Source organism: Quisquiliibacterium sp., assembly GCF_982640115.1.
The window spans coordinates 1-3867 of record NZ_CEXFHW010000262.1; the positions used below are offsets into that span (position 1 = coordinate 1).

The following is a 3867-nucleotide window of genomic DNA, read 5'->3' on the forward strand; positions in this document are numbered from 1 at the left end:
ACTCGGCATTCACCTGGCCGCTGAGATCGACCTCGAGCGCCGAGTTGATCGCGAAGAAGCGATCGATGCCTGCAAGCACCCGTGGTCCATGGGTGTAGGCGCCACGGGCCAGGCGAAGCGCGGGATTGCGGTGCGCCCAGCGATGCAGCCGCGGCGTGCCGCAGACGATGTTGCTGACCGTGACGCCGGTGTCGATGGACTTGAAGGCATTGGTGACCGCGCCCGCCTCGATCAGGTCCAGCGCGCACTCGCCGAGCAGGCCGGTGTGGATGCCGAGGTCGCGATGGCCGCGCAGGCCGGCGAGCACGGCATCGGGCAATGCGCCGATCCCGGTCTGCACCGTGGCGCGCTCCGGCACCAGCGCGGCCACCCAGGTGGCGATGCGCTGTTCGACCTGCCCGAATCGGGCAGCCGGAATGGCCAGCGGGGCCGCCTGGGCGCGCACCACGGCATCGATCCGCAGCCCCTCGGGCAGGGCCGCGCCGTGAGTCCAGGGTGCCTGGGGATTGAGTTCGGCGATGACCACCCGGGCCCGCATCGCCGCGGCCGCCGCGTAATCATTGCCCAGGCCCAGGCTGGGCGAGCCGCCGCCCTCGCCCGGGGCGAGCTGCAGCAGCACCACATCGGCGCGCCATCGCCCGCTCTGGAAGGCGTCGTCGAGCTCGCTGTAGTGCACGGGCAGCACCTCGAGGCAGCCCGCCTGGGCGAGCGGCACCGTGGCGCCCATCGCGCCGTACGACTCGAAGCGCAGGTGATCGGCGTGCGCCGGCGCGAAGGTGTCCGAGAAGGTGGCGCCCAGGAACACCGACACGCCGCCCAGGGCGGCGCGCTGCGCGACCAGCGCGCGGGTGAGAGTGAGCGGCTCGGCGCCGGCCTGCGCGCAGACCACCCGGTCGCCAGGCCGCAGCAAGGCGCCCAGGTCGAGCGTGCCCGGCTCGATCGGGTCAGGCAGCGCGACAGCCAAGCGCGCCTCAGTAGGACGTGGGCAGGCCGAGCACCCGCTCGGCGATGAAGCACATGACGAGCTGCGGGCTGACCGGCGCGATGCGCGGGATCATCACCTCGCGCAGATAGCGCTCAACATGGTATTCCCTGGCATAGCCGAAGCCGCCGTGGGTCATCACCGCCTGCTGACAGGCGTTGAAACCGGCCTCGCCGGCGAGGTACTTGGCCGCGTTGGCCGCAGCGCCGCAGGGCAGGTTGTTGTCGTACTGCCAGGCGGCCGAGAGGGTCATCAGCCAGGCGGCCTCGAGCTCCATCCAGTTGACCGCCAGCGGATGCTGGATGGCCTGGTTCTGGCCGATCGGGCGATTGAACACCACCCGTTCCTTGGCGTATTGCGTGGCGCGGCGCAAGGCGGCGTGGCCCAGGCCGATCGCCTCGGCGGCGATCATCACCCGCTCGGGGTTCATGCCGTGCAGGATGTACTCGAAGCCACGGCCTTCCTCCCCGATGCGGTCCTCGACCGGCACCTCGAAGTTCTCGATGAACAGCTCATTGGAGTCGATCGGCTTGCGGCCCATCTTGTCGATCTCGCGCGCGGTGATCCGGGTGCGGTCGAAGTCGGTGTAGAACAGGCTGAGGCCCTCGGTGGGACGCTTGACCTCCTCGAGCGGCGTGGTGCGGGCAAGCAGCAGCATCTTGTCGGCCACCTGTGCGGTGGAGATCCACACCTTGTGGCCGTTGACCACGTAGCGGTCGCCCTTGCGCACCGCGCGCGTCTTGAGCTGCGTGGTGTTCAGGCCGGTGTTCGGCTCGGTGACCGCGAAGCAGGCCTTCTGGCGGCCCTGCACCATCGGCGGCAGCATGCGCAGCTTCTGCTCGTGGGTGCCGAAGACCACCACCGGGTTCAGGCCGAAGATGTTGATGTGCACCGCCGAGGCACCCGACATGCCGGCGCCCGACTCGCTGATCGCGCGCGCCACCAGGCAGGCCTCGACCACGCCCAGGCCCGAACCGCCGTATTCCTCCGGCGTGCACACGCCCAGCCAGCCGGCCTCGGCCAGCGCGTGATAGAGCTCATGCGGAAAGCCGCCCTCCTGATCCTTGCGCGACCAGTAGTTGTCATCGAAACGCTCGCAGATGCGGGTGACCGACTCGCGGATGCTTTCCTGTTCCTGGGTGAGGGCGAAATCCATGGCAGCCTGATTCTCTTCGGAAGGGTGTGCAAGGGTGAGGCCAATGCGGGAAATCCCCGCATTGGCCTCGGCCGGGCCCCGAGAGTACCCTTGCCGCCGAATCCGCGCGAGGGCGCGGTCCCGATCGGAGCGTGCGATGTTCGAACCCACCCTGGCAGGCAGCCTGCCCAAACCCGCCTGGCTGGCCGAGACCCACAAGCTCTGGCCGCAGTGGCGCAGCCAGGGCGCCGAACTGGCCGCGGCCAAGGCCGACGCCACGCTGCTGTGGCTCAAGCTGCAGGAAGACGCCGGGCTGGCCACGGTGGGTGATGGCGAACAGTCGCGCCAGCACTTCGTGCACGGCTTTCTCGAGGCGGTGGAGGGCATCGACTTCGCCAACAAGGTGAAGATGGGCATCCGCAACAACCGCTACGACGCGATGGTGCCGCAGGTCACCGGCGCGCTGCGCCTGAAGGGCCGCGTGCACCAGGCCGAGGCCAGACTGGCGCGGGCCCACACCAGCCGTCGGCTGAAGTTCACCCTGCCCGGCCCGATGACCATCGTCGACACCGTGGCCGACCGCTTCTATGGCGACAAGGTGCGCATGGCCATGGCCTTCGCCGACCTGCTCAACCAGGAGGCCCGCGGCCTGCAGGACGACGGGGTCGACGTGATCCAGTTCGACGAACCCGCCTTCAATGTGTTCATGGACGAGGTCACCGACTGGGGCATCGAGGCGCTTCACCGGGCCACCGAGGGCCTGAGCTGCACCACCGCGGTCCACATCTGCTACGGCTACGGCATCCAGGCCAACATCGACTGGAAGGAGTCGCTCGGCCAGGAATGGCGCCAGTACGAGAAGATCTTTCCGGCGCTGGCCGCCAGCCGCATCAACCAGGTCTCGCTCGAGTGCGCGGGCTCGAAGGTGCCGATCGAACTGATGAGCCTGCTCAAGGGCAAGGATGTGCTGGTCGGTGTGATCGACGTGGCCAGTGACACGGTCGAGACGCCCGAGCAGGTGGCCGAGACCATCGGCCGCGCCCTGCAGCATGTGCCGCGCGAGCGGCTGTTTCCGTGCACCAACTGCGGCATGGCCCCCATGGACCCCGAGGTGGCCCGGCGCAAGCTGGCCGCGCTCGGCGAAGGCGCGCGGCTGGCCCGCGAGCGCTACGGCGACTGAAGCCTGGCGCTCCGGCCGGCGCTCCGGCCGGGCGCGTCGGCCAGCGCGGCCTCGAACCAGCGCCCGAACCAGTCGACCGCCAGCCGTCCCACCTGGGCAAGCGCGCCCGGCTCGGGGAAGAGATGGGTGGCCCGGGGCACGATGGACAGCCGCTTCGGGCCGCGCAGCTCGGCCAGCGCCTCGCGGTTGATCGCCAGCACGATATCGTCATTGCCGCCCACCACCAGCAGCACCGGGGCACGCACTGCCCGCAGCGCGGCGCGATCGGCCAGATCGGGCCGGCCGCCGCGGGACACCACCGCAGTCACCGCCCCGGGCGCGTCGGCCGCCACCCGCAAGGCTGCGGCCGCGCCGGTGCTCGCGCCGAACAGGCCCAGCGGCAGGCCGGCAGTGCGCGGATCGGTGCTCAGCCAGCGGGTCGCCTCCGCCAGTCGCCGGGTGAGCAGATCGATGTCGAAGCGGGCCTCGTCGCGCTGATCCTCCTGCGCGCTGAGCAGATCCACCAGCAGCGTGCCCAGCCCGGCCTCGCGCAGCTGCGCGGCCACCGCCAGATTGCGCGGCGAATGCCGC

4 protein-coding genes are annotated in these 3867 nt (G+C 70.3%); 1 reads left to right on the forward strand and 3 read right to left on the reverse strand.

Annotation, left to right across the window (positions count from 1 at the left end; genetic code table 11):
- Positions 1–964, reverse strand: a 964-nt coding sequence (locus tag AC2H6A_RS18485; protein WP_484275188.1) for an acetyl-CoA hydrolase/transferase C-terminal domain-containing protein, incomplete at its 3' end; no start/stop codon positions are given.
- A 7-nt stretch (positions 965–971) separates the two neighbouring features.
- Positions 972–2138: an acyl-CoA dehydrogenase family protein gene (locus AC2H6A_RS18490; RefSeq protein WP_484275189.1), complete on the reverse strand. Its 1167-nt coding sequence runs from the start codon at positions 2136–2138 to the stop codon at positions 972–974.
- Between the two features lie 136 nt (positions 2139–2274).
- Here AC2H6A_RS18490 and AC2H6A_RS18495 point away from each other — a divergent pair, with 136 nt between their 5' ends.
- Positions 2275–3297, forward strand: coding sequence for a methionine synthase (locus AC2H6A_RS18495; RefSeq protein ID WP_484275190.1), 1023 nt, complete (start codon positions 2275–2277; stop codon positions 3295–3297).
- On the opposite strand, the gene AC2H6A_RS18500 is transcribed toward AC2H6A_RS18495, so the two are convergent.
- Positions 3285–3867, reverse strand: a 583-nt coding sequence (locus AC2H6A_RS18500; RefSeq protein ID WP_484275191.1) for a dienelactone hydrolase family protein, incomplete at its 5' end; no start/stop codon positions are given. The genes AC2H6A_RS18495 and AC2H6A_RS18500 overlap by 13 nt on opposite strands.

Bases quoted from the DNA above. Each gene is read 5' to 3' on its own strand.
- AC2H6A_RS18490 (WP_484275189.1), bottom strand. From the start codon at position 2,138: ATGGATTTCGCCCTCACCCAGGAACAGGAAAGCATCCGCGAGTCGGTC.
- AC2H6A_RS18495 (WP_484275190.1), top strand. From the start codon at position 2,275: ATGTTCGAACCCACCCTGGCAGGCAGCCTGCCCAAACCCGCCTGGCTG.